Annotated in this window: 2 protein-coding genes; one reads left to right on the top strand and one right to left on the bottom strand. The window is 54.8% G+C overall.

What is annotated here, in order from left to right:
• Positions 1 to 22: 22 nt before the first annotated feature.
• Positions 23 to 355, bottom strand: coding sequence for a quaternary ammonium compound efflux SMR transporter QacL (gene qac, locus GHO03_RS24500; protein WP_319382236.1), 333 nt, complete (start codon positions 353 to 355; stop codon positions 23 to 25).
• Positions 356 to 520: 165 nt separating this feature from the next.
• Between qac and GHO03_RS24505 the strand changes: the two genes are divergently transcribed.
• A complete protein-coding gene (locus GHO03_RS24505; RefSeq protein WP_153400691.1) occupies positions 521 to 697 on the top strand; it encodes a hypothetical protein in 177 nt (58 codons plus the stop codon).
• Positions 698 to 1180: the final 483 nt, after the last annotated feature.

The following is a 1180-nucleotide window of genomic DNA, read 5'->3' on the forward strand; positions in this document are numbered from 1 at the left end:
GAATTGTTAGATGCCAACCCGGTCAATGTGCGCTGACCTTGGATAGCAGGTTTAGAACGGCGACGCCACTGACAATAAGTCCCATGCCAATGAACGCCCAGAAGTCTAGTTTTTGGCCATGGAAAATCCAAGCAATAGCTGCCACAAGCACGATGCCAAGCCCAGCCCATACAGCGTAAGCAATACCGACCGGAATGGACTTGACCGCGAGAGACAAGAAATAGAACGCAAGCCCGTAGCCAGCCACAACTACAACGGAAGGAACTAACCTAGTGAATCCATGGCTAGACTTCAGTGCGGAAGTTGCGATGACCTCGCCAAAGATTGCAACAGCCAGAAATATCCAGTTCTTCACGCGCAATCTCCTCTACGGTATGAAGGAGAAATTGTAGTGGCTATGAGTTGCCAAAAACAGTCTTGCGGCTATCGATTTTCTGTGAGCATACGCAACGCCAAATCTGGCATCTAACGAGTGATTGGCGATCCAGACAACCCAGACCCAAACAGGCCATTTCTGCTGATGGGGCGTGCCGGGACGCTGGCAAGACACGGCTACCAAGACGCGGGCAGGCTGATTGGCAAGCGTTGCCTGATCTACTCGGGCGGGCGTTTCGATACCGTCGCCATCGAGCCGGAGCAGGGCGAAGAATGGCCATTGGTGATCTGGATGGAGTACAGCGGCATCCCGTTCCACTGACCAGCGCAGCGAATTACCACCAAGCCCGCCTAGTGCGGGCTTTTTGTATCGCGCTTTATCGGGGTTGCGTCGCGCCTGCATCGGGGTTGCGTCGCGCTTTATCGGGGTTGCGTCGCGCTTTATCGGGGTTGCGTCGCGCCCCCCCTTTGCAAGCCATTGATTTACAAAGGAAAAAAGGGTTGTTTTTCGCTTCTACCTTTCTTCTACCTTTTCTTCTACCAGGGCAGGGCTGTGGATAACCGGGTGAGCGAAGCGAAGCCGGAGGCAAAACAGCCATATCTAGCCCCCCAAAGGGGGGGGAACGGCCCCCATCTGACACACCGCCCCCAGCCCCTGCGGGGCAGTGGGGAAAGGGGGCAGCCCTACGGGCAGCCCAAAGACCGCGCCCCGATAGACCGCCTGCATTTTATCCGTTAGTCTGTGCCTATTGTATCCGCGCAAAGGATAGAAAAATATCACAGCAAAGGATTGTAATTTATCCGC

Origin of the sequence: Pseudomonas sp. FSL R10-1339 (assembly GCF_009600545.1) — a bacterium.
GTDB classification, from domain to species: domain Bacteria; phylum Pseudomonadota; class Gammaproteobacteria; order Pseudomonadales; family Pseudomonadaceae; genus Aquipseudomonas; species Aquipseudomonas bubulae.